Here is a 23232-nt window from a genome sequence, read left to right as displayed (position 1 = left end):
CGCCTCCCATCCCCGTGGAGCGTGCCCCGAGGCGCCTATCGACTGCCGGACAGACCCAGCCTCATATGTGACGACCCGTCCGAAGTCGAGAATATTCCTACCTCAGACCGTGCCGCCGACCACAGCCGGGAATAGATTCCACCGGCCGCGAGCAGCTGGTCGTGCGTGCCGATCTCGGCGATGCGGCCGCGGTCCACGACGGCGATGCGGTCGGCCCGGGCGGCGGTCGCCAGCCGGTGCGCGACGATCACCGCGGTGCGGCCGTGGCCGGTTCCCGCGCGCATCAGCGAATTGCTCGCTGCCAGCACCTTTTCCTCGCTGCCGGGGTCGAGGACCGCGGTGGCCTCGTCCAGTAGCAGCAGATCCGGACCGACCAGTTCGGCGCGGGCCAGGGCGACGAGCTGGCGCTGCCCGGCCGACAGGCCACGCCCGCCCTCGCCGACCGGCTGCCGCATGCCGCGCGGGAGGGTGGCGATCATGTCCAGCGCGCCGACCGTCGCGGCGGCGCGTTCGATCTGCTCGGGTGTGGCGAAAGGTTTCCCGAATGCAATGTTGCTGGCAACGTCGCCGGTGAACAGGTGAGCTTCCTGCGGGACGACGCCGAGGCGGGCGCGGTAGTCGGCGAGGCGGTAGTCGCGGACGTCGACGCCGTCGACGCGGATGGTGCCGGTCGGCGCGTCGGACGGTGGCAGGTCGTACAGGCGTGCGAGGAGTTTCACGATCGTCGACTTGCCCGCGCCGGTCTCGCCGACCAGGGCGAGGGTGGTTCCGGCCGGGATGTGCAGTGAGACATCTTCCAGGGCAGGCGATTTCGCGTCCTGGTAGCGGAAGCTCACCTTGTCGAAGACGACATCGGCGGGCATCCGATCGGGGACCGCGGCCGCCTCCGGCGGGTCGGGGGCGATCGAGGACGGGGTGTGCAGCAGCGACTCGATCCGGCGCAGGCCGACCCGGGCCTGCTGATAGCTGTCGAATATCTGCGACAGCTGCATGATCGGGCCGAACAGCAGGTTCAGATAGAGCACGAAGGCCACCAGCGTGCCGGCGGTGGTGGCGCCGTGCGCGATCTCCCGCGCGCCCACGTAGACCACCGCGGCCAGTGCCAGGTCGGCCCAGGCGACGACGAAGGCGAAGTACAGCGCGATGGCCCGCTGTGCCCGCATGCGGGCGCGGCGGTAGGCGTCGGAGTAGTCGGTGAAGCGTTGCGCCGCATGCGGTTCGTGCCGGTAGGCCTGGGTGGCGCGCAGTCCGGCGACATTCTCCTGGAAGTCGGCGTTCACCGTGGCCACGCGCTCGCGGGAGGCCGAGTAGGCGGCCGCGGACACCCGGCGGAAGATCAGGGTCGCGCCGATCAGCGGCGGGAGGGTGGCGAAGACCACCGCCGCCAGCCGGGGATCGATGACCAGCAGTGCCACCGCGATGCCACCGGCCGTGCCGAAGCTGATCAACGCATTGCCCAGGCCGGTCTGCAGGAATGTCGACAGCGCGTCGATGTCGGTGGTCATCCGGGTCATGATCCGGCCGGACAGCTCGCGCTCGTAGTAGTCCAGGCCGAGCCGCTGCAGGTGCGCGTAGCTGCGCACCCGCAGTCCGTACAGCACGCGCTCCCCGCCGCGCGCCGAGAGCAGGGTGCCGACGGCCTCGTCCAGCCAGCTCAGCAGCACCAGCACGGTGCCGCCGACGGCCGCGATCGCCAGCACCCGCGCGCTGCCCGCGGCCACGCCGTCATCGAGTGCGTACCGGGTCAGCGCCGGAAATGCCACGGCGATCACGGCATCCACCGCCAGCAGCGTCACCACCGCCACCAGCAGCCACCGCACCGGCCGCAACAGCCGCACCAGCCGAAAGTCCGGCTCCGGCCGCTCCAGCCCCCGCTCGTCGAGCCCCGGCACCTCCGTCGCCGCAGGCAGCCGAGCAAGATCCTCCCGAATCTCCGGCGGCACATCCCGGCCAAAAGCATGCCGGGAAACAGAAGGATTCTCGCCCCGCCGAGAAACAGAAGAGTCCTCGCCCCGCCGGGAAGTGGGAGGGTGCTCGGCGTGGCGGGAAGCCTCGCTGTTTCCGGCGAGTGTGGCTGCCTTCTCGTTTGCGGTGCCTGTGGCTGTCTTCTTGTTTCCGGCGTGCTCTTGGCCGGAATCCGGCCAGAGGTGGACGGCGTTGTCGGTCGACTCCGGTGGTGGGAGGCGGATTATGCGGTCGGCGTGGGTGAGGGTGGATTCGCGGTGGGCCAGGATCAGGGTGGTGCGGGCGGTGTCGGTGGGCAGCGTGTCGAAGATGGCGGCCTCGGTGACGGCATCCACGGCGGAGGTGGCGTCGTCGAGGATCAGGATGCGGGGGTCGGCCAGCAGGGCGCGGGCCAGGGCCAGGCGTTGCCGCTGGCCGCCGGAGAGGGTGAGGCCGCGCTCGCCGACCATCGTGTCGTATCCGTCGGGCAGTTCGCCGATGAATCCGTCCGCGGCCGCCAGCCGGGCGGCCCGGCGGATCTCGTCCGGTGTGGCGTCGGGGCGGCCCAGCGCGATATTGGCCGCCACCGTATCGGAGAACAGGAACGGCTCGTCGAAGACGACACCCACCGCCGCGCGCAGTTCGGCCGCGCGCACATCGGCGATGTCCACCTCGCACGGCGTTCCTGCGGCGTGTTCACCATCGGGCTGGCCTGCCGCGCTCGTCGGTCCCCGCAGCACGATCTGCCCGGCGTCCGGCGCGAACAGCCGGGGCAGCAGCAGCGCGAGCGTGGACTTCCCGGAACCGGCGGGCCCGATGATCGCGACGGTCTCGCCGGGCCGCACGGACAGGTCGAAATCGCGCAGCACCGGGCGGTCCGGATCGAAACCGAAAGTCACCGAGCGCATCTCGATGCCGAGCGGGCCGTCGGGCAGGGGCCGCGGGTCGGGCGGGTCGGTGTCTGCGGGTGCCGAATCGATGACCTGGTAGACGCGTTCGGCGGCCGCGCGGGTCAGCTGCGCCATGACGATCACGTTCGACACGATGCGGGTGCTGGAGGCCAGCATGGTGACATAGGCGGCGAAGGCGAGGAACGTCCCGACCCCGATCACCTCGCGCAGGGCCAGCGTGCCGCCGAGCGCGATCACCACGACCATGCCGATCTGCGGAATGGCCGCCACCGTCGGCGCGAACCGGGAGTCGATGCGCGCGGCCCGCATCCGTTCCGCGTACAGCCGCCGCCCGTGGCCCTCGAGCAGCCGGACCATCCGGCCCTCCTGCCCGAAGCCCTTCACCACCCGGACCCCGGTGACCGTCTCCTCGACGTGCTGGGCCAGGTCGGCCGCGCGCTGCTGGGCCGACCAGGTGGCCGCGTGCAGCAGCGGCCGGGTGCGATACACCACCACCCCCAGCGCCGGAACCGTCAGCAGCGCGACGATCGCCAGCAGCGGTGACAGCACCAGCATCACCGCGGCGGCCAGGACGAAGATCAGCAGCGAGGCCGCCGACAGCGGCGCCATGGCCAGCAGTCCCTGCACCAGTTGCAGATCGGTGATCGATCGCGACACCACCTGCCCGGTGCGCAACGAGTCCTGGCCCGGCCCGTCGTAGCGGTGCAGCGCCGTCAGCAGCGAAACCCGCAGTCCGTGCTGCACATCCAGCGCCAGGCGCCCGGCGAGCCACCGCCGCCCGTACGCGGTGGCGAACCGCACCGCCGCCAGCAGCACCAGCACGATCGCGATCGCGCCGATGGCCCGGGTATCGCCGACCCGCGCGCTGTCGAGCGCCTGCTTGGCCGCCAGCGGCGCGGCGACCTCCGCCAGCGCACCCCCGATCACCGCCGCGATCACACCGGTCAGCAGCCTCGGATGCGCTCGGCACGCGGCCCACAGTCGGCGTATCCACCCGGGGCCGCGCTGTGCGGTTGCGTCGGCGTCACTCATATCGTTTCGAACCTACCGACGCCCACCGACACGGCTTTGTTCCCGCAGCCGCCGGGTGGCCGAGTCCGCGCCCGCTCAGATCTCCCGCTCGCGCAGCAACCACCACGCCGCGCCGCCCGCGGCGGCCGCCCAGAGCAGCAGCACGACGATCGAGGCGGCGCTCGGCGGCAGGAACGGGCTCTTCGGGAACGAGTCGACCGCGACCGTGCCGACGGTCGCCGAGCCCGGCAGTAGCACCGCGAATCCGGGAAGGCCGATGCCGTCGAGGACCACCCACAGCAGGGGCTCGACGACCACCAGCCAACCGGCCAGGGCCGCGATCGCCGGTACCGCCGAGCGCAGCAGCAACCCGAGGCTCGCGCCGATCACGCCCCAGCACACCGCCGCCAGCAGCCCGCCGCCGAACACGCTCACCAGCCGCAGCCCGAACTCGATCCGGTCGCGTCCGAACGCCGCCAGCGCGAGCGCGGCGCCCACCTCCGCCGCCAGCGCGAGCAGCAATGAAAAGCCCGCGGCGACAGCGAGTTTCGCGCCGCACAGCACATCGCGATCCGAGGTGAACAGAGCGGTCAGCGGCATGCTCCGATCGCGGTACTCGCCGCCCGATCCGAGCGCCGCGAACACCGCGGACGCGGCCAGCGCCGCCGCCACGCCCAGATAGATACCGATGCTGGCGGTGCCGGTCGCCAGCGCCTGATCCTGCTGCGGGCCGCTGCCGGTGATCGCGGTGACGGCCGTGGCCACGAAGCCGATCGCGGCGCAGAGCCCGAGCAGCACCCAGCCCGCGCGCAGCGTGGTGATCTTGCGGAGTTCGGCGGTGGCAGCCCGGCTCACATCCGTGGGCAGGGTCGGAATCATGGTGGCGTCCCGTAAGGCATCGGTGGTTGGACGGTCGGTGCGGTTCTGGTGAGCGCGGCCAGCACCCGGTCGGGGTGTACCGGTTCGGGGATCATCTCCGTCAGCTGCACGCGGGCGGTGCTCGCGGCGGCGACGATCTCGTCCTGCGAGGCTTCGGCCACGGCCAGGCGCCCGTCGGCGCGCATCACGGTATCGGTGTATCCCCGCGCGGCCAGCGTGGTGGCCAAGGCGATGGCGCTGGACGCGCCCACCACCAGGCGGTCGGGGTGGCTGCGCCGCAGCCGGCGGGGGCTGCCCTGGTACACCACCGACCCGCCGCCGAGCACGATCAGCTGGTCGGCCACCGGCAGCACGGCCGCGAGGCTCTGCGAGGTCACCAGGGTGGTGCCGCCGCGGCGGGCGTGCCCGCGCAGATAGTCCGCGAGCCAGCCGCGTTCGGCCGGTTCGAGCCCGGCGAACGGGTCGTCGAGAACCAGCAGCGGCGGATCACCCAGCAGCGCGATCGCCAGGGCCAGCCGCGTGTGCACGCTCGCCGGTAGCGCCCGGATCCGTTCTCCGGCAACGGCTTCCAGGCTCATGAGTTCGAGCAGGGCGTCGACCCGGTCGTCGGCGACGCCCACGGCGGGGGCGTAGACGCGCAGCTGACCGCGCACCGTCCGGGCCGGGTGCAGTCCGCGCGGCTGCAGCACGGTGCCGACCGATCCGGCCGGTCGCGGTGCTTGCGATCCACGGCCACCGAACGCCGCGCCGCCCGAGGTTGGCGGCAGTAGCCCCAGCAGCATGCGCACGATCGTGGTCTTGCCGGAACCGGCGGGACCGACCAGCGCGGCGGTGGTACCCGGCGGCACGGTGAAGCTCACCTCGCGCACCGCGCCCACGGCCTCGAACCTCTTGGTCAGCCCGGCGGCGGCGAAGGCGGGCGGCTGCGCCGCGCTCATTGCTGCCCGGAGGACTTGTCGTCCAGCGCCGGCAGCGGATCCGCGTCGATCACCGTGGGGTTGGGCCAGGTCAGCGGGGCCGGGCCGAAGGCCTGTCGCGCGTTGGAAATGGTGTGCTTGCCGATCGCGCGGTTGCCGAAACCGCCCACGGCCGCGCCGATTCCGGCGGGCAGCACCTTGCCGAACATGAGCGCGCTGCGCTTGGCGATGAACTGCACGATGAACCGCTTCATCAGCGACTCGTTCATATTGCGGATGCCGGGGATCTGGTTGGCCAGCAGCGATCCCCAGTTCTTCGCCGAATGGCCGACGTTCTTCTCGACGATCTGCATGCCGCTCTCGCCCAGCACCACCGCCAGCACCAGGGCACGGCGGCGCTCCTTGTCGTCGGGGGCGATGCCGTGCACGGCCGCGACGGCCAGGGTGAACACCGCCGACGCCTCCAGGAAGAAGGTGGTCTCCGCGCTCATCGCGGCCAGGGAGGCGACGGTGCCGACGCCGGGGACCGCGGCGGTGGCCCCGACCGCGGTGCCGCTGCCGGTCACCGTGTTCAGGTAGATCCGCTCCAGCCGCTCGATGATCTGGGCGGGGCTCTCGTCGGGATGCGACCGCCGGAAGCGGTCGACATACTTGGCGACGGCCGGGGCCTGTAGCTGCGCCCCGTTGTCGAGCAGTGCCTTCACCGCCTTCTCCGCACCGCCCTTGAACATCGTCTACCCCTTCGCATCGGTGGCTGTGTACCTATTGATAGTCCATATGGTTCTGCTTTGCGACGGTGGCCGGTCGCGACCGCCGTGCGCGTCCTCGTCCGGAGAACGCGTCGGACGGCGAGCCGGTTCCGCGGGATCGGGCTTAGGGTTGACCCGTGAGTGGTGTCTCCGAGGGCGCCGCGGGGCTGCCGGATCCGCGGCTGCGGGCCTTCGTCCGCAGCTACGAGGGATACCTGCTGCGCGGCTTCGACCCGGGCACGCACATCGGCATGCCGGGCACCGATCTCACCGTGATCATCACGATCGACGAACCCCTCGAGATTCCGGTGTCGCCGCATCCCGCGCAGTCGGCGGGCCGCTGGGAGACGATGGCCAGCGGGCTCACCGTGCGGCCCTGTGCCATCGCGCATCGCGGCTTCCAGCACGGCATCCAGCTGGCGGTGACACCGCTGGGCGCGCGGGCCCTGCTGGGGGTGCCGGTGGCCGAACTCGGATCCTGGGTGATCGACCTGGCCGATCTGCTCGGCGCGGACGCCCGCGAGCTGCGCGATCGGGTGTCGGCCACGTCCGACTGGGCGCGGCGATTCGAGATCCTGGACGAGATCCTGCTGCGCCGCCTCGCCGAATCCGCGATCGATCCGAATCTGGGGCGGGCGTGGCTGTTGCTCACCGCCGGGGCCGGGCAGGCCCGCGTCGCGGAGGTGTCGACCGAGATCGGCTGGAGCCGACGGCATCTCGGGAACCGGTTCCTCGCCGAATTCGGCATCACCCCGAAGGATGCGGCCCGGCTGGCCCGCTTCGAGTCCTCGCATCGGTTGCTGCGGTCGGCCGTGACCACCGCGTATGCGCGCGGCCGGACGGAGGTGTCGATCGCCGCGGTCGCCGCCGCGGCCGGATACTACGACCAGGCCCACATGGCCCGGGAGTGGCGGGAACTGGCGGGCATGCCGCCCTCGGCGTGGCTGGCCGCCGAACAGTTCCCATTCGTCCAAGACCGGTCGCGGACCGCGCTGGAAGGCTCGGGGATATGACCGAGACAACGACGCAAACCAGCAGCACTCGCACCGGCGCGGTCCTATGGCCGTGCTTCGCCTACCGTGACGCCCCGGCGGCGATCGACTTCCTGCAACGGGCCTTCGGCTTCGTCGAACGGGCCCGCTACGGCGAGGGCGACGTGGTCGAACACGCCGAACTCACCCTGCCGGGCGGCGGCGGGGTCATGCTCGGCACCGTCCGGGAAGGGTCGTCCCTCGAGATGGCTCCGCCGGGCGCGGGCTCGGTGTATGTGGTCATCGACAACCCGGACGAGCTGTACGAGCGCGCCGAGGCCGCCGGTGCCACCATCACCCGCGAACTGCGCGACGAGGACTACGGCTCCCGCGGCTTCACCTGCCGCGACCCCGAGGGCGTCTTCTGGAGCTTCGGCACCTACCCCGGACACCGGGACGCGTGACCGGGCTCGCCCCCGCACCTACCGGGGCGACCAGGACGCGTGACCCGGCCCGTCGGGTCAGGCGCTGTGGTCGGCGGGGACGCGCTCGGGGAGCGGCGGGGGCGGGGGCGGCGTGCCGTCGCCGAAGGGCCTGCCGCCCAGCTCCTCCCGGCCGTGCGGGGTGAGCCAGTTCGACAGATCCGGGCCCTTGGGCACGATGCCGCTGGGATTGATGTCGGCGTGGACGATGTAGTAGTGCTGCTTGATCTGGGTGAAATCGACCGTGTCGCCGAAGCCCGGGGTCTGGAACAGGTCGCGGGCGTAGGCCCAGAGCACGGGGAGCTCTGTCAGTTTGTTGCGGTTGCACTTGAAGTGGCCGTGATAGACCGCGTCGAAGCGGACCAGGGTCGTGAACAGGCGGACATCGGCCTCGGTGATGGTGTCGCCCACCAGGTAGCGGCGCCGCGCCAGGCGCTCGGACAGCCAGTCCAGCGCGGTGAACAGCCGATCGTAGGCCGCGTCGTAGGCGTCCTGGGCGCCGGCGAAACCGCAGCGGTAGACGCCGTTGTTCACCTCGGTGTACACCCGCCGGTTGATCTCGTCGATCTCCGCGCGCAGCGGCTCCGGATACAGCTGCGGCGCGCCCGGCCGGTGGAATCTCGTCCACTCGGTGGAGAAATCGAGGGTGATCTGCGGGTAGTCGTTGGTGACGACCTGCCCGGTCGGCACGTCCACCACCGCGGGGACCGTGATCCCGCGCGGATAGTCCGGAAACCGTGCGAAATAGGCGTCGCGCAGGAAATGGATGCCGAGCACCGGATCCACGCCACCGGGATCGAGGTCGAAGGTCCAGCTGCGCTTGTCGTGCGTGGGGCCGCACAGCCCGAGCGACAGCACGTCCTCGAGCCCGAGCAGCCGCCGCACGATGAGCGTCCGGTTCGCCCACGGGCAGGCGCGCGCGGCGACGAGGCGATACCGGCCCGCCTCGACCGGATATCCGTCGCGGCCGTCGGCGGTGATCCGCGTGCCGATGTAGTTGGTGTCCCGCTTGAACTCACCGGGCTCGATGTACGTGGCGCTGTCGGAAGACGAGGTGCTCACCGGCCCAGTGTCGCAGATGAGGTTTCGTGCGCCCGTCATACCTGGATACATTCGGCGGATGAGCGATTCGAAACCCACCCGCCTGGAACGCGTCGATACCGACAACGGGGCGCGGCTGGCCGTCCTCACCCTCGACAACCCGCCGCTGAACCTGTTCGACCAGGCGCTGATGGAGTCGCTGGCCGCCGACATCGCCGAACTGAGCGCCGATCCGCCGCGCGCGGTGCTGCTGCGCGCCGAGGGCAAGATGGTGTCCGGCGGCGTGGACGTGCATGTCTTCGACGGGCTTACGCCCGAGGAGGGCGCCGAGCTGTGGCGGACCCTGTTCGCGCGGATCATCCACCCGCTGGAGGCGCTGCCGTGCCCCGTCGTCTTCGCCGCGCACGGCCTGACCCTGACCGCCGCCTTCGAGGTCGCGCTGGCCTGCGACATCATCCTGGCCGGACCGAAGGCGAAGTTCGGCCTGGTGGAGACGGTGGTCGGGCTGACGCCCTCGATGGGTGGCCCGCAGCGGCTGGCCGAGCGCGCCGGTTCCGGCCGCGCCCGCGAACTGGTGATGACCGGCGACCTGTTCGGCGCTGGGGAGCTCGCCGAATGGGGTGTGGTCAACGCCGTGCACGAGGATGTCGACGCCGCCGCCCGCGCGCTGGCGGCCAGGCTGGCCGAGGGCCCCACCCGCGCGCATGCGGCCACCAAGCAGATCGTGGCGGCGTGGCGTTCCGGCGGTGTGGCGCACGCGGATTCGGTGACCCCGCAGGTGTCGGGCGAGCTGTTCGGCACCGACGATCTGCGCGGCGCCGTGCGCAGCTTCCTGGAGGTCGGACCGGGTAAGGCGACCTATACCGGGAAGTGACCGGTATGACGGTGCGGACACGTTTGCCGTCTATCCGCCCGCGTTTGTGATCTGCGTCATATAGTCACAGGTGCCTGCCGAAATCGAGGCGCTCGGAGGGATCTATGGCGCAGCTCCTGGTCGAATATCCGCAATCGCGAAACCCGTGGTGCGACAACCCTCTTGCCCGTGGCGCGGACGGTGTGCTGCGCTACGGCAACCTCAACCCGGCGCTGACGGAGCTACTCGACGTGCAGGTGCACGCCTTCTCGGGCCGGGAGGCGGTGGTGGAGATCGGCGGTCCGCGGCTGACCTACCGGCAGCTGTGGCATTCGGCGTCGCGCATCGCGGGCGGGTTGCAGGAGCACGGCATCGGCTACGGCGACCGGGTTGCGGTGCGGATGCCGGTGGGGGCGCGCTGGATCCAGGCCTTCCTCGGCGCGCTGCTGTCCGGGGCCGTCCCGGTGCTGGTGCAGGACGGCCTGCCCGACGATATTGCGGCCCAGCTCCTCTCGGACAGCAGCACCGATTTCGTGCTGGGCGGGCCGGGCTGCGCGGACTTTCCCGACGGCGCGGCATTCATCGACGACGGCGCCTCGCTGAGCGAGCTGGCACTGCTGTGTTACACCAGCGGCGCGGTGGCCCAGGAGGATTCGGGCCCGCCCAAGGGCGTGGAGCTGACCAACGAGAACCTGCTGTCCGCGGTCCGATCCATGGTGGGGGCGCTGGATCTGCCCACCGACGGGCTGCGCAACCTGGTGCTGCTGCCGCTGGCGCACGCCAGCGGCTGTGTGGACCAGCTGCTGCCCACCTTCGCCGTCGGCGGCACCGTGGTGCTGGCCCCGGATCCGGCGCTGGTCGCGGAGGCCATCGTGGCCGAGCGCGTCGATATGGTCGCGGCGACGCCGCGCATCTTCGCCGGTCTGCTGCCCGAGCTGGCCGGGCTGCGGGCCGAGGGCGTGCGGCAGGTCTGCAGCGCCGGGCACCGCGCCGAATTGGCGGCGACCGATCCGGGCACATCGGAGGTCGTCGCCGCCGCGCTGCGCGAGGTGTTCCCGCTGGCGCGGCAGTGGTCGGTGTGGGGCGCCACCGAGACCAGCGGTATCGGCCTGGCGCTGCCCGACGGCGGCGAGGCCCCGCGGTGCGACCTGCTCGGATTCCCGTTCGGCGGTACCGAACTGGCGCTGTGGGGCCCGCACGCGGCCGCCGGTCACGGCGAATTGCTCTGCCGCGGCCCCAATGTCACCCCCCGCTACTGGAACGACCCGGAAACCACCGAGTCCCGCTTCACCGGCCCCTGGTTCCACACCGGCAACCAGGTCGACATCGACGACGAGGGCCTCGTCCACCGCGCCGAGTAGGGGTTATTCGAGGAGGCGGGTGCGGAGGGCCGTGCGGAGGTCGTCGGTGAGGCCGATGGCGGTGAGGTAGCCGTCGAGGCCGCCGTAGAGCTGGTGCATGGCGTCGGTGCCCGCGGCGAGGTATTCCGGGGCGACGCCGAGGACGTCGAGCGGAAGGCTCACCCGGCCCTCGGAATTGCGCGCGACGTCGTCGCGCAGCGCATCGACGGCGTCGTTGCTGAGCAGATAGTCGTCGAGCAGGTCGGTTTCGGTGACGCCCACCGCGCGCAGCAGCGTCGCGATCGCCCAGCCGGTGCGGTCCTTGCCCGCGGCGCAGTGCACGAGGACCGCACCGTCACCGCCGACCAGCGACCGCGCGATTCCGGTGATGGCGACGCCCGCCTCCGGCATGGCCGGGAAGGACCGGTACACGTGCAGCATCTCCTGCCACGGTTCGTCGTGCACCACCTCGTGCGGCGGTTGCTCACCGATCTTCGAGTCGAACGGGGTGAGCGCCAACCGCACGCCGTCCGGCAGGACGTCGGCGCCCAGGTGCCGGATCTCCTCGGGGCCGCGCAGGTCGTGGACGGCGGCGATGCCGAGTTCGCGCATGGTGGCGTGGCCGTCGGCGTCGAGGCGGCACAGCTGCGCCGAGCGCAGCAGCGCCCCGGCGCGCACGCGCGGGCCGAATTCGGTGCGCACACCCCCGACGTCGCGATAGTTGAAGGTGCCGGAAATGAGGAACTGGTCGGGGCGCGCGATCGTCACCAATCCAGGCTATCGGCGCGCCGGTATCGCGACGGTGTCGTTCTCCGATCGAACCGGCGAACGTCGAGCGGCTGTGTGATCGGCCACAGGTCCGGGGCGGCGGTCGCTGGGCGCGTAGAGTCATGTCGGTTGTGGGTCATGCCCGGCGGAGCCGCCGGTCTCCGTTCGATTTCGGGCCCGTCCCGGAGGGGTAACAAAACATTCTTTCAGTCCGGAAACACCCATCGAACCTGGTCGCGATCCCCGAAAACCCTCTAACATTGTTGGTTGTTGAACGGGTCGACCGGGTTGAATGCCCCGGTGCGATCAGTGAGGATCTGCAACCCGTTGAGCGAGTCGCGCAGGCGAGGTGCGCGCGTTCATTCGCCCGAGGGAGTCGTCGTTGAGCGCTAGTGGAGAAATCATCGAGGTACGACCACGGCCGCCCGTGGAGGAGGCCGTCGAGAAGGCGGCCGCCGCCATCGACTGCACCGGCACGCGTGCCCTGCGGGTGCTGCTGCACGCCGGAGTGAGCGCCCTGTGGCCGGCCATCAAGGCGGCGCCCCACAAGCAGATCCGCACCTACGAGTCGACGATCGAGGCCTTGCGCCGGCAGTGGGCCGACCGCACCGACCCGGTGGCCGATCCCGCTGTGGCGGCGCTGTTCCGCGATCTGGATGCCGAGGTCGGGGCGTTTCTGCGGCTGTGCGCCGACCGGTCGAACAGCGAGTGGCTGGAACCGGTCGAGGCGATCGCGGCCTACGCGGTGGCGGTGATGCAGGGGACGGTGCTGCGCTGGCTGGCCGACTGCGACGACGAGACCACGCTGGTGGTGCTGGACGATCTGGTCTCGAGCCTGTCCACCAAGGCGGTGGATCGGTAGCCCGCGCCCAAAAGCTGGACGCATGACCAGTTACGTGGTTGAGTGGTCGATGTGACAGATCTGTCGCCGACCGCCGCCCTGCGGGCGGGCACCGCGGACCTCGACCCACCGCTGGCCGCCCTCGATCTGGCCGCCCTGCGCGCCAACGCCGCCGATCTGGTCCGCCGCGCCCGCGGCCTGCCGATCCGGGTGGCCGCGAAATCGGTGCGCTGCCGCGCGGTGCTCGAGGAGGTGCTCGGCGCGGAGCTGACCGCGGCGGGCGGATTCGCCGGGATCATGTCCTATTCGCTGCGCGAGGCCATCTGGCTGGCGCGCCACGGTGCCCGCGACATCCTGCTGGGCTATCCGAGCGTGGACCGGGCCGCGCTGGCCGAACTCGGCGCGGACGAGACACTGCGGGAATCCATCACGCTCATGGTGGACGATCCGGCCCAGCTCGACCTCATCAAGACCGCTGTCGGCGCCGAACGGGTGTCCCCGCGGATATGCCTGGACGTGGACGCCTCACTGCGGATCGGCCCGCTGCACCTGGGGGTGCGCCGGTCGCCGATCCGGACCCCGGAGCAGGCGTCGCGGCTGGCCCGCCTCGCGCTCGAGCGCGGTTTCCGGGTGGTCGGGCTGATGACCTACGAGGCCCAGATCGCCGGCCTGCCCGATACCAATCCCGCTGTGCGCCTGGTGAAGTGGGCGTCGGCCGCGGAGATCGGCAAGCGGCGAGGACAGGTGCTCGACGCCGTGCGGTCGGTGGTGGGGGAGCTCGAGATCGTCAACAGCGGCGGCAGCGGCTCCCTCGAGGTCAGCGCCGCGAGCCCGGGTGTCACCGAGGTGACGGCGGGCTCCGGGCTGTACGTGCCGACGCTGTTCGACGGCTACCGCAGCTTCGCGCCGCGCCCGGCGCTGTTCTTCGCGCTGCCCGTGCTGCGGCACCCGGCGCCCGGCATGGCCACCGTCTTCGGCGGCGGCTACATCGCCTCCGGGCCCGCGGGTAAGTCGAGGGTGCCGAAGCCGGTGTGGCCCAGCGGTTTACGGCTCATCGGCACCGAGGGGGCGGGTGAGGTGCAGACCCCGCTCAGCGGGGCCGACGGACTGGCGATCGGCGATCGGGTGTGGTTCCGGCACGCCAAGGCCGGGGAGCTGTGCGAGCGTTTCGACACCGTGCACATCGTCGACACCGACGGCACCCGCACCGCCGTCCCGACCTATCGCGGCGAGGGCAAGAACTTCGGATAGCCGTGCGGCACTGCCCGATTCGGGCCCTACGGCGAGACCAGCTCCAGGAAGGCCGCGAGATCCGACAGCTGCTCCGGGGTTTCGGGCAGGTACTCGGTGAGCAGCGGGGAGTGGATGACCAGCGCGGTCCACATCGCCCGGGACACGACCGTGGTGAGCCAGTGCCGCGACAGCAGCGTGTCGATGCCGTGCGGCGCCTCGGCCGGTGACGAGGTGGTCAGCGACACCAGGACCACGGCCGCCTCCCGGCCCGCGAAGCGCTCGGCCGTCCCGACCAGCACATCCTCGATCCGGGCGCGCGACAGCAGGGTTCGGATGCGCGCGGCCTGAGCGTGATAGGGCGTGACCACCAGGATGTCGTGCGGATGCAGCCGGCGCGTCACCGCGCCCTGCCGCCACGGCAGGCCCAGCAGCGCGCGCACCCGGCGCACGACTTCGCGGGCCTCCTCCGCGGATTCGGTGCCGTTGCCGTGATGGTCGACCGGCACCGACCGCACACCCGGCGGCACACCCTCCAGATCGCGTGCGAGCGTGACGGTTTCGGTGGAGCGCAGCCGATTGCCGTAGCGCAGCCGCGATACCGGTTCGCACAGCCGCGGATGCATCCGCCAGGTGCGGTCCAGGAAGTACCCGAATTCCGGTGGCAGCGTGGGGTTGTCGCCGACCAGGCGGCCGAGCACCGAGTCGTGCACGGGTTCCGGATGGGTGCCGTGCCCGGGCAGTGGGGCGGGGTCGCCGAGCAGCAGCAGGTTGCGCGCGCTGCCCGCCACCGCGACCGCGTCGGCCACCGGGAAATGCCCGGCGTCGGCGACCATCAGCAGGTCGAGGCTGCCGGGCGCGACCCGCTCGGCATCGGCGAGTTCGTCGGGCAGCCCGCCGACCACGCAGCCGTTGACGGCATTGTCGAGGAAGCGGGGAAAGCGCGCCGGATCGATCGCCAGCCACTCGGGCGCGACCGCGCGGGCATCGGACTTCGCCACCAGTTCCGGCAGCACCCCGACCCGCACCAGGGCGTCGAGCACCTCCTCGACCGCCCAGTGCGATTGCGCGACCACACCGACCCGCCAGCGGTAGCGGGTGACGAGCCGCTCGATCACCCGCGCCGCGGTATCGGTCTTGCCGGTGCCGGACGGGCCCTGCACCGCGACATACGAGTCATCGAGATCGAGGACGGCGGCGGTCACCGCGGCGGCGTGGTCGCCGAACACCTCCGGCAGCGCGTCGGCCGACCGCAGCCGCGGCGCGCGGCGGCACAGCAGATCGAATGCCGCGGTCGCCGGGACCTCCGGCAGGCTCACCAGCAGGTCGTGCGCGGCCGATTCCAGTGCCGCCTCGATGTTCTCGTCGTGCTCGGGCGGCCCGGGGACGATCGCGACCGGCAGATCGTCGTAGAGCGCGCACCCCTCCGGCAGCAGCTCCTCGACGCGGACGGTGTCGTCGAAATTGTCGTCCAGCGCGCAGCCCAGGACCGTGGCCCGGGCGGTGGCGCGCCGCCCGGGCACGCACCGCATGCCGGGCACCGGGCGGTCGTAGAGGGTGAGCACGGGTGTTCCGGGCGGGGGCGCGCTACCGGTGCCCAGCCGTCCGGTGAGCTTCAGGTAGCGGCGCATCGGCCCGTGACCGGTGCTGTGCCACTTGGTGTCCACGGTGCCCCAGTCGGCGACGAGAACCCCAGGCGTATCGGCCCATTCGGCGACCGGACGGTGCAGGCGGTCGGTGTGTGCCCAGTGCAGCGGCTGGCGCTCGCGGCGGCGGTAGCCCAGGGCGGCGGCCATCAGTGCCGCGGATCGCTGTGCGGGGGTGCGGGTTCCGTCCCAGCCCGGTGCGGCGTCGCCGCTCGCCGCCTGGGTTTCGTCGGGGGCCGCCGGATCGGTGCGCTCGCCCGCGCCGCGGTCGTCGAAGGCGAATTCGCGCAGCGCGTCCTCGACCGCGGCGGGCGATTCGGCCGGGGTGTCGCGCGGGGCCGGGCAGGCGCGAATGTCGTTGTCGGCGGCCAGGTCCCGCAGCCGGTCGCGCAGCCGCGGAATCTGCGCGCACTCCGATTCCAGGTCCGTTGCGGGAGCCTCGGTGCCGAGCAGGCCCGCCAGATCCCGCAGCTCGTAGGACCGTTCGCCGATGACCAGCGCGGCCCGCACGATCGGATACAGATCCACCAGCGCGCCGAGCAGATCGTCGGCGACCACCTCGTCGGCGCCGCAGCGCGCGCACAACTCGGCCAGCAGCGGACGGGCCGCGGAACGGTAGTGGTAGATGCGCAGATCGGGATGGTTCTCCTGCCGCTCGGCCAGGAATTCCAGCAGGGCGGCCGGATCGTCGTGCAGGCCGAAGGCATGGAAGAGAATGGCGGGATCGGCGGGGTCCGCGCCCTCCTCCGGCGGCCGCGTGGGCAGCACCCCGACGCCGACGACGGCGGCCGGGCTCCCCGCGACGGTGAGGAACACATCGCCCGGCGAGGGCGACGGCAGGGCCGCCAGCGCGGCCGCGTCGATCAGCGTGTGGACCGGTGCGCCGGTGCGCTCGCGCCGCACCTGCGCCTCGGCCTGGCGGCGCAGTGCCGAGAACGTCTGGGTCGCCACCCGGGTCACCGCGGCGTCGGCCCGCACCAGCCGATCCACCGTCGTGATGCCCGCATCGCGCAACTGCGCCCGCACGGCCGGGCGCATCCCGGCGACGAGCAGCAGATCGCGCCCGGTCACCAGCTCCGCGGTACAGGTGGCGCAGCGCCCGCACGCCAGATACCGCCGATCGCCCCACTGCACCGGCAGCAGCTCGTCCTGTTTGGCAGCGAGGATCGCGGCCAGCCGGCGCCGCCGCGCGGCGTACACCCGGATGGCCTCCGCCAGCGGCCGGGTCGACTCCGAGCCGTCCGAATGCCGCACCCGCAGCACGGGATCCACCCGGAAACCGCTGTGCCGCATCGCTTCCGCGCACGCCGCGAGCTCGATGAACTGCGCGGTGGATGCCTCGGCGCGCGCCGATCCGTACACGATGTAGCAGGGAGGCTCGGTGGTCGGAGCGGTCTCCGCGTCGCCGGTGGCAGTGTCGTGGCCGCCGGGCGAGGGAACGCCGACGGCCGGAACATCGGGCGTGTCGGCGGTTGCGAACGAGCAACTCAGTGCGTCACCGTCGACGACCTGGCCTTGGCCGCCGTGATCGATGGCGGCGCTGCCGGACCACTCGCTGGGGAGTTCCGGGCCGTCGTCGCCCGCCGCGGATTCCCGGATCGGGGATCGGTCGGTGACCTCCGTGCGGACCAGTGCCGCGCAGGAGGCGGCGAAGGTGCCGTCGAAGAAGGTGGCACCCGCGATCGCCGCCACGCCGCGGTGCACCGCGGACAGCGTGTCGCGATGGGCGCGGGCCAAGTCCGCGGTCGTCGCGGATGCGGGCGGCGCGATGCGGACGAAATCGGGTCCGGGCAAGTCGATCTCGCCGTGCTCGGTCGGCACGGCACCCGCGCCGGAACCCACCGGCGCCACCAGCCCCAGCTCGGCGTCGAGTGCGCGCAGCACCGCGAACTCACAGCGTGCTGCCGCCACCAGGTCGCCGGTGCTGTACACGACACGATCACCGACCAGAATCAATCGCGGCCCTCCTGTGGCTCGGACACCCGCACCGGCCGCCGCATCCTTGCGTACCGGGTCGCGCCCCAGCGTAATCAGTCGAGGTAGTTCGGCGTGGCGCGAGGGGGGCGTGTCGTCGCAGGTGGTGGTCCGGATTTTCGCGCGGCGGGCCGCCGGATCATGATGATCTCGACTACTCGGCGCGGAAAGGATTGCAGGATGCCGTTTTTCGACGGTGCGCGCGGACGGCTGCATTATCGGCGGTGGCGAGTGGACCGGCCGGTGGCTGTGGTCGCGCTGCTGCCGGGCTCCGGCCAGCACAGCGGGCACTACCATCCGTTCGCCGGTGGCCTCGGCGCCGCGCGCATCGAGACCTGGGCGCTGGACATCCCGGGCCAGGGTCTGAGCGAGGGCGATCCGCAGGCCCCCGGCACCCTCCCCGAACTCGCCGCCGACGCCCGGGCCTTCGCCGCGCTGGTGCGCGCCGAGCGTCCCGGGGTCGCGCTGATCGTCGCTGGTCACTCCCTAGGCGCGGCCGCCGCCCTGGCCGCGCTGCCCGACTGCTCCGGGCTGGTGCTCACCGGCACGCCCCGGCGGGTGATCACCCCGGCGCCGGAACTGCCCGCCCGGCTGCCGGTGCTGGTGCTGCACGGCGCGGACGACCGCCGAGCCCCTATCGATGCGGTTCGGGACTGGACGGCGCGCCCGGAGTCGGTAGGGTTGCGCTTGCGTGAGTACGCCGATGCCGGGCACGATCTGCTGCACGAACCGGTGCGGACACAGGTCACCGCCGACATCGTGGAGTGGATCCAGGGCGTCGCCGCGGCCGGTGCGCCCGTGATGTGACCACGAGAAAGGGGGACCGGTGCAGTCGCAACAACCCGGGGACCTGCGCAGTGATGTCGCTGCCCTGACCCAGGCCGTCGACGACGGCCGGCTGTGGATCGACGGCGTGCTCGTCGGCGACGGCGTCCACGAGCGCTGTGCGCGGCGCTACGAGCAGCTCGCCGATCAGGTGGAGCAGCAGATCCGGACGCTGCGCGCGGCCGCGGCACTACCCGGCTTCGGTGGTTTCGAGTCCGGCATCGCGCTGCAGCGCGGCTTCGAGGACAAGGCGGCGCAGGGACTGCAGCGGCTACAGGAGTACGCCGACGCCGCACGGCAGCTGGCGCACACGCTGCGCGCGGCCGCCGCGGCCTACGACCAGCACGATGCGGACATCTCCGCGGCGATCGGCCGGGTCGGCTCGGATGCGGTGGGGGTGGGTCATGCATAGGAAGACCGGGAACGCGCCCGGGTCCGGCACCGCCGACCCCGATTACGCGCCGACGGTCGAGGTCTTCGACCAGATGCGTTACGACGAGATCTATCGCGGTGTGCTGCAGCTGAATCCGGAGGTGCTCACCGCCGGGCGCCAGGCCTGGCAGGGCGCGGCCACCGGCCTGGGCGACGCGGTACAGCAGGCGCACGCGGAGATCCGCGGCGCCGTCGCGGACGGCTGGCGTGGCGGCGCGGCGCAGCAGGCGGTCGCCGCGATGCAGGCGTTCGAGGGACTGGGCCAGCACGTTGCCGATGTGATGGCCGACGTCGCGCGGCGGCTCGGCCAGGCCAACGACGCCGCGGAGACACTGCGCGCGGCCGTGGCGAAGCCGGTGTCCGCGGGGCCGGATCTGCAAGCGGCGCTGCTGGATCCCAAGCGCGCCACCCTCAACGTCTCGATCCAGAAGCAGGCCGAGAATGTGCGCCAGGACGTGGTCCGGGTGATGGAGACGGTGTACGCGGGGGCGTTCGTCCCCACCGGCAACGGCGTCCCGGCCTTCCACGACGGCGGGATGTATCCGACGTCCGAGTCCCCGGCTCCGGGGCCGGACGGCGACGGCGGCGGCCCGGATCCGACCGACTCCGCCGCCGGGCTGCGGTCGGCGACGGCACCCGCTCCGGTGGTGGAATCTATACGGCCACAAGCCGATTCGGAGCCGCAGACCCCGCGGGCCGAGCAGGCAGCGGTCGCCCCGGCGGGGTCCGATACCGCGCCCGCGGCGACCACTCCGGCCGCCGCCACCGTGCCCGCCGGAGCCGCAACCGCCGCGCCGGAACTCGATCGCCCCGCGGCCGCCGCTCCCGCGGCTCCGATGACTACCGTTGCGCCGCACCAGGATTCGGTGGCGGTGGCCTCGGCTCCGGTCGGTACGGCGCCCCCGCCGGTGGCGACCCGCCCGGCGGCGGCCGCCACCACCGCGCAGGGTTCCGACGAACAGCGCAGGCGCGAGGAGCACGAGCAGCGCCGCGACCCCGCCACCGATACCGTCAGCGGCATGGGCGCGGGGGTCGTCGGGGGACTCGCGGGCGGCGCGTTCGCCGCCGGTGACGCCGTCCGCTCCGGATCGAGTATTCCCGTGCCGCCCAAGCGTTCCCAGGACGACGAGGACGACTTCGACGAGGACTACTACGACGACTTCGACGAGCCGACCTACCTGGAACCGGCCGAGCCGGGCACCGACCTCGTCGGTCGGCTCGACCCGACCACGCCGCCGGTGCTGGGCGAATGGGCCGAGGACGACTGACGGCGGGATGAACGACATCACGACGATCGAGGCGGGCCGCCGCCGGTGAGATGGACGCTCACCCCGGACCAGTTCGCGCTGGCCTGGGAGCGCACCGACGGCGACCGGATCCCGTATCCGCTCGCCGTCCGGCTCTCGGCCCGCGACAGCGCCGAACGCGCCGCACAACTGCCCGAGCTGCACGATTGGTGCGACCGCACCCTGGATCCCGACCTGGAGGCGGCGCTGCGGGTGCTGGCGCGGCCCGCGATCCAGGTGGAGGTGTTCGGCGAATACGGCCCGGGCGGGCAGGCGCAGCCGGTGCGGGTGCTGGGGGCCGCCGACGGGCACGTCACGGTGGTCGCGGCGCAGCGTGCCGGTACCGCGCCGGATCGGGGCGCCGAGGTGCGGCTGTTCGTCGGGACGCTGAAAACCCTTGCGGCGCGGGTGGTCTCGGTGCTGCCGGAGAATTCCCCGGGGACCGGACCGCGCCGCACCGCACCGCTGGACCGGGTGCGCGAGGACAGCCGCGACCTGGTGACGGTGCCGGTCGCCGGGCCGACGGAATCCGCCCGGATGCGGCGGCTGCTGAAACAACCGCGCGACGGCCTCGGTCAGATCGTGGTCTCGGCCCGCCGCGTCGACGACACCATGCGCCCGCTCGGCGTGCTCTGCTGGATCGATGTGACCGGCGACGGCCGCTACACGGTGCGCACCCGCACCGAGGTAGACATCGTCCCGGTCACCGCCGAGGTCTTCGCCACCCAACTGCGCCCGATGGTCGCGGCGGCCGAGCGCATGGTCACTGAAACCGCCGATTGGTGAGTACCGGGCGGGGACGATGCTCGATGTTGTTCTGGACGGCCGGGCGGCACCGCCTTACGGTGTACAGATGCCGTTCTTCGAGTTCGAGGGCAAGCGACCGCAGGTGGATCCGACGGCGTTCATCGCGCCGACGGCCACGCTGATCGGCGACGTGCGGGTCGAGGCGGGGGCCTCGGTCTGGTACGGCGCCGTGCTGCGGGCCGATCTCGCGCCGATCATCGTGCGCGAGCGCGCCAACATCCAGGACAACGCCGTGGTACACACGCCGCCGGACGTCGCGGTGGAGGTCGGGCCGGGCGCCACCATCGCCCACAGCGTGGTGCTGCACGGCGCCGTCGTCGGCGCGGAAGCCATTGTGGGCAACGGCACCACGGTGCTGGACATGGCGCGCATCGGCGCGGGTTCGATGGTCGCCGCGCACTCACTCGTGCAGCCCGGCGCCGAGATTCCCGAGGGGGTGCTCGCCGCCGGATCGCCCGCCGAGGTGAAGCGGCCGCTCGCCGGTACGCAGGCCGAGGGCTGGGTCAAGCTCAATCCGGGCTTCTACGCCGAACTCGCCCGGCGGCACCGAAAAGGGCTGAGCGCCATCGATGATTGAGCGAACCGGCTAGCCGTCCCGGGGGGCTGCGCTGATCAGCTCGATCACCTCGTCGTCGCTGAGTTGGTGGAAGTCGTCGTAGGCGCCGCCGACGCCGCCGAGCACGCGCGGCACCAAGGGACAGACGATCTCGTCGGCCAGCTCCTCGATGCGGTGCAGCGCCTCGGCCGAGGACACCGGCACGGCCACCGTGATCCGCCGCGGCCCGTGCAGCCGCAGTATCCGGCAGGCGACCGCAACCGTTGCGCCGGTTGCCATTCCGTCGTCGGCGATCACCACGGTGCGGTCCTTCGGCGAGATCGGGGCCGCGTGCGCGCGCAGCATCCGTTGGCGCCGTTCCAGTTCCGCGCGTTCGCGCTCCTCGGTCTCGGCCAGCTGTTCGGGAGTCACCCCGGAATGGCGCATCACGTCCTCGTTGAGCACCCGCAGCCCGCCCTCGCCGATCGCGCCCATCGCCAGCTCGGGCTGCCAGGGCACGCCGAGCTTGCGGACCAGCAGGACGTCGAGATCCCCGCCGATCTTCTCGCGTAGCGCCGCCGCGACCGGCACCCCGCCCCGGGGCAGCCCGAGCACCAGCGGGTCCGACGCTCGCAGGTGCAGCAGCGACTCACCCAGCGCGCGACCGGCGGCGGCGCGATCGGGATAGATCATGGTCTGTCAAGTCTAGTTCCGGTGGCGGTACCTGTGGACGAAAGCCGTACATCGACCGTCCGCGGCACTATCGCGGTTCGACGGTGAACCGGCGCAGCGCCAGGCTGGGATTGGCCTCGCGTACCTGCTCGAGATGCCCGAGATCCACACGGGCGGTGGCGATTCCGGTGGCCTCGCCCAGTTCGGCCAGCACCGTGCCGGTCGGGTCGACGATCATCGAGGCGCCCGCCCCGCGCGGTGCGGCCTGGTCGGCGGCCGCGACGTAGACGGTGTTCTCGATGGCGCGGGCGCGCAGCAGCGTCGTCCACTGGTCCACCTTCGCCGGGCCCGGGATCCATTGCGCCGGAAGGGCCAGCACCTGCGCCCCGGCGGCCGCGACGCGTCGGCAGCCCTCCGGAAAGCGCAGGTCGAAACAGGTCTGCAGGCCGAACGTCACGCCGTCGACGGTGAAGGTCGCGGGGTCGGTGATCGGGCCGGGCAGCACGATGTCCGACTCGCGGAATCCGAACGCGTCGTACAGGTGCACCTTGCGGTACACCGCGACGAACTCCGCGTCGGGCGCCGCGGCGACCAGCGTGTTGTGGACGCGTTCGCGCTCCCCGCCGCCCGGCGCCTCGACCACTCCCGCGACCAGGTGGACGCCGAATTCGGCGGCGAGCCCGCGCAGCCGCTCGACCCACGGCCCGGTGATCGGTTCCGCCGCGTCGAGCACCCGCCGGTCCAGCCGGGTCACCGCGAACATCGAATACTCCGGCGCGACCACCACCCGCGCGCCGTGCTCGGCCGCCGCGCGCACCTCGGCCCGCAGCTGCGCCAGATTGGCGTCCTTGTCGGTGTAGGGGGCGAATTGGACCACCGCGACATCGACCGAGCGATCGGGTCGCGGCCCCGGGCCCCGCGGCGCGGCCGCGGCCCGGTTCACCAAGACGGGCCAGGGATGCCGCGGGGGGGGGGGGGGCCCCCGGGTGGAGTTTCGGCGGGTGGGGGTGGTAAATTAATCCGGGGGTCGCCCCTAACCCCGTAAAAAAACCCGACTTACCTATTAACATGGTCTCCCCCGAGCCCGCGTAAGCAACGCCGCGGCGGTGGGCCGGGGG

Annotated in this window: 20 protein-coding genes; 11 read left to right on the top strand and 9 right to left on the bottom strand. The window is 72.1% G+C overall.

The features are described from left to right. Nucleotides 1–35 precede the first annotated feature (35 nt). From QH290_RS28150 to QH290_RS28135, 4 genes are all read right to left on the bottom strand, one after another. On the bottom strand, nt 36–3887 hold the full coding sequence (locus tag QH290_RS28150) for an ABC transporter ATP-binding protein (RefSeq protein ID WP_280386186.1): 3852 nt from the start codon (nt 3885–3887) through the stop codon (nt 36–38). Between the two features lie 75 nt (nt 3888–3962). Beyond that, nucleotides 3963–4745, bottom strand: a complete 783-nt coding sequence (locus tag QH290_RS28145; protein ID WP_280261701.1) for an ABC transporter permease — start codon at nt 4743–4745, stop codon at nt 3963–3965. Then, a complete protein-coding gene (locus tag QH290_RS28140; protein ID WP_280386184.1) occupies nt 4742–5683 on the bottom strand; it encodes an ABC transporter ATP-binding protein in 942 nt (313 codons plus the stop codon). The genes QH290_RS28145 and QH290_RS28140 overlap by 4 nt, the downstream gene beginning before the upstream one ends. After that, nucleotides 5680–6393, bottom strand: coding sequence for a hypothetical protein (locus QH290_RS28135; RefSeq protein ID WP_280261698.1), 714 nt, complete (start codon nt 6391–6393; stop codon nt 5680–5682). Before QH290_RS28135 ends, QH290_RS28140 begins: the two co-directional genes overlap by 4 nt. Nucleotides 6394–6548: 155 nt before the next feature. On the opposite strand from QH290_RS28135, the gene QH290_RS28130 reads away from it, so the two are divergent. Together QH290_RS28130 and QH290_RS28125 are read left to right on the top strand one after the other, a co-directional pair. After that, the gene (locus QH290_RS28130) at nt 6549–7424 is read left to right on the top strand and encodes a helix-turn-helix domain-containing protein (RefSeq protein WP_280386182.1); all 876 of its coding nucleotides are present in this window, start codon (nt 6549–6551) and stop codon (nt 7422–7424) included. After that, on the top strand, nt 7421–7846 hold the full coding sequence (locus QH290_RS28125) for a VOC family protein (protein ID WP_280261694.1): 426 nt from the start codon (nt 7421–7423) through the stop codon (nt 7844–7846). The genes QH290_RS28130 and QH290_RS28125 overlap by 4 nt, the downstream gene beginning before the upstream one ends. A 57-nt stretch (nt 7847–7903) precedes the next feature. On the opposite strand, the gene QH290_RS28120 is transcribed toward QH290_RS28125, so the two are convergent. Then, on the bottom strand, nt 7904–8926 hold the full coding sequence (locus QH290_RS28120) for a glutathione S-transferase family protein (protein ID WP_280386180.1): 1023 nt from the start codon (nt 8924–8926) through the stop codon (nt 7904–7906). Nucleotides 8927–8984: 58 nt separating this feature from the next. Here QH290_RS28120 and QH290_RS28115 point away from each other — a divergent pair, with 58 nt between their 5' ends. Together QH290_RS28115 and QH290_RS28110 are read left to right on the top strand one after the other, a co-directional pair. Then, on the top strand, nt 8985–9779 hold the full coding sequence (locus QH290_RS28115; protein ID WP_280261690.1) for an enoyl-CoA hydratase/isomerase family protein: 795 nt from the start codon (nt 8985–8987) through the stop codon (nt 9777–9779). A gap of 104 nt (nt 9780–9883) precedes the next feature. Continuing rightward, nucleotides 9884–11119, top strand: a complete 1236-nt coding sequence (locus tag QH290_RS28110) for a class I adenylate-forming enzyme family protein (protein ID WP_280386178.1) — start codon at nt 9884–9886, stop codon at nt 11117–11119. 3 nt (nt 11120–11122) lie between these two features. Here the strand turns inward: QH290_RS28110 and QH290_RS28105 are convergent, their stop codons facing one another. Continuing rightward, nucleotides 11123–11866: a tyrosine-protein phosphatase gene (locus QH290_RS28105; protein ID WP_280386176.1), complete on the bottom strand. Its 744-nt coding sequence runs from the start codon at nt 11864–11866 to the stop codon at nt 11123–11125. Nucleotides 11867–12248: 382 nt separating this feature from the next. Here QH290_RS28105 and QH290_RS28100 point away from each other — a divergent pair, with 382 nt between their 5' ends. Continuing rightward, nucleotides 12249–12728 (top strand): TetR family transcriptional regulator, encoded by a 480-nt coding sequence (locus QH290_RS28100; RefSeq protein WP_280261684.1) that lies wholly within the window; start codon nt 12249–12251, stop codon nt 12726–12728. Nucleotides 12729–12788: 60 nt separating this feature from the next. Continuing rightward, nucleotides 12789–13958: an alanine racemase gene (locus QH290_RS28095; protein WP_280386218.1), complete on the top strand. Its 1170-nt coding sequence runs from the start codon at nt 12789–12791 to the stop codon at nt 13956–13958. Nucleotides 13959–13984: 26 nt separating this feature from the next. Here QH290_RS28095 and QH290_RS28090 read toward each other — a convergent pair whose 3' ends face one another. Continuing rightward, complete coding sequence (locus QH290_RS28090; protein WP_280386174.1) at nt 13985–17539, bottom strand: bifunctional RecB family nuclease/DEAD/DEAH box helicase; 3555 nt, start codon at nt 17537–17539, stop codon at nt 13985–13987. A 198-nt stretch (nt 17540–17737) separates the two neighbouring features. Between QH290_RS28090 and QH290_RS28085 the strand changes: the two genes are divergently transcribed. The 5 genes from QH290_RS28085 to QH290_RS28065 all read left to right on the top strand — a co-directional run bounded on the left by QH290_RS28085 (nt 17738) and on the right by QH290_RS28065 (nt 21484). After that, entirely contained in the window at nt 17738–18364 is a 627-nt protein-coding gene (locus tag QH290_RS28085) for an alpha/beta hydrolase (protein ID WP_280261681.1), read from the top strand. Between the two features lie 19 nt (nt 18365–18383). Continuing rightward, a complete protein-coding gene (locus QH290_RS28080) occupies nt 18384–18794 on the top strand; it encodes a hypothetical protein (protein WP_280261679.1) in 411 nt (136 codons plus the stop codon). Beyond that, a complete protein-coding gene (locus QH290_RS28075; RefSeq protein ID WP_280386173.1) occupies nt 18787–20082 on the top strand; it encodes a PPE domain-containing protein in 1296 nt (431 codons plus the stop codon). Before QH290_RS28080 ends, QH290_RS28075 begins: the two co-directional genes overlap by 8 nt. Nucleotides 20083–20127: 45 nt before the next feature. Beyond that, nucleotides 20128–20886, top strand: a complete 759-nt coding sequence (locus tag QH290_RS28070; RefSeq protein ID WP_280265753.1) for an ESX secretion-associated protein EspG — start codon at nt 20128–20130, stop codon at nt 20884–20886. A 67-nt stretch (nt 20887–20953) separates the two neighbouring features. Beyond that, complete coding sequence (locus QH290_RS28065; RefSeq protein ID WP_280265752.1) at nt 20954–21484, top strand: gamma carbonic anhydrase family protein; 531 nt, start codon at nt 20954–20956, stop codon at nt 21482–21484. 9 nt (nt 21485–21493) lie between these two features. Here QH290_RS28065 and QH290_RS28060 read toward each other — a convergent pair whose 3' ends face one another. Beyond that, on the bottom strand, nt 21494–22135 hold the full coding sequence (locus QH290_RS28060) for a phosphoribosyltransferase (RefSeq protein WP_280265751.1): 642 nt from the start codon (nt 22133–22135) through the stop codon (nt 21494–21496). A 67-nt stretch (nt 22136–22202) separates the two neighbouring features. Then, nucleotides 22203–22991 (bottom strand): carbon-nitrogen hydrolase family protein, encoded by a 789-nt coding sequence (locus QH290_RS28055; RefSeq protein WP_280386171.1) that lies wholly within the window; start codon nt 22989–22991, stop codon nt 22203–22205. Nucleotides 22992–23232: the final 241 nt, after the last annotated feature.

It is taken from the genome of Nocardia wallacei, from assembly GCF_029869545.1.
Taxonomy (GTDB): Bacteria; Actinomycetota; Actinomycetes; order Mycobacteriales; family Mycobacteriaceae; genus Nocardia; species Nocardia wallacei_A.
The sequence above is the reverse complement of the archived record's forward strand: the minus strand, read 5'-3'. Positions and strand labels throughout refer to the sequence as shown.

Coding starts and splice junctions, on each gene's coding strand:
- QH290_RS28135 (WP_280261698.1), bottom strand. CDS start 6,393: ATGTTCAAGGGCGGTGCGGAGAAGGCGGTGAAGGCACTGCTCGACAAC.
- QH290_RS28110 (WP_280386178.1), top strand. CDS start 9,884: ATGGCGCAGCTCCTGGTCGAATATCCGCAATCGCGAAACCCGTGGTGC.
- QH290_RS28115 (WP_280261690.1), top strand. CDS start 8,985: ATGAGCGATTCGAAACCCACCCGCCTGGAACGCGTCGATACCGACAAC.
- QH290_RS28125 (WP_280261694.1), top strand. CDS start 7,421: ATGACCGAGACAACGACGCAAACCAGCAGCACTCGCACCGGCGCGGTC.
- QH290_RS28145 (WP_280261701.1), bottom strand. CDS start 4,745: ATGATTCCGACCCTGCCCACGGATGTGAGCCGGGCTGCCACCGCCGAA.
- QH290_RS28075 (WP_280386173.1), top strand. CDS start 18,787: ATGCATAGGAAGACCGGGAACGCGCCCGGGTCCGGCACCGCCGACCCC.
- QH290_RS28140 (WP_280386184.1), bottom strand. CDS start 5,683: ATGAGCGCGGCGCAGCCGCCCGCCTTCGCCGCCGCCGGGCTGACCAAG.
- QH290_RS28065 (WP_280265752.1), top strand. CDS start 20,954: ATGCCGTTCTTCGAGTTCGAGGGCAAGCGACCGCAGGTGGATCCGACG.
- QH290_RS28150 (WP_280386186.1), bottom strand. CDS start 3,887: ATGAGTGACGCCGACGCAACCGCACAGCGCGGCCCCGGGTGGATACGC.
- QH290_RS28085 (WP_280261681.1), top strand. CDS start 17,738: ATGCCGTTTTTCGACGGTGCGCGCGGACGGCTGCATTATCGGCGGTGG.
- QH290_RS28060 (WP_280265751.1), bottom strand. CDS start 22,135: ATGATCTATCCCGATCGCGCCGCCGCCGGTCGCGCGCTGGGTGAGTCG.